General features: G+C 55.5%; 1 CRISPR repeat array.

The annotated features are described in order from the left end of the window. Positions 1-289: a CRISPR direct-repeat array (repeat unit 25 nt; unit sequence GCGGCCTCTCAATTCCCCAGGTGAT). The last annotated feature ends 1 nt before the right edge of the window (position 290 follow it).

The following is a 290-nucleotide window of genomic DNA, read 5'->3' on the forward strand; positions in this document are numbered from 1 at the left end:
GCGGCCTCTCAATTCCCCAGGTGATACAATTGTGAGACGAGGCGAGGCGCATGAGACACGGTCTTCGCGGCCTCTCAATTCCCCAGGTGATACAATGAGGTGCGCGAGGACACGACAACCTTTGTGGTCTTCGCGGCCTCTCAATTCCCCAGGTGATACAATTGTGGCACAAATAACGACACGCGCCACGGAGTCTTCGCGGCCTCTCAATTCCCCAGGTGATACAATGACTTGTAGAGCGGGTGTTGAAGTGGGAGAGTCTTCGCGGCCTCTCAATTCCCCAGGTGATA

The organism is Olsenella sp. HMSC062G07 (assembly GCF_001811895.1).
Classification (GTDB): Bacteria; Actinomycetota; Coriobacteriia; order Coriobacteriales; family Atopobiaceae; genus Olsenella_F; species Olsenella_F massiliensis.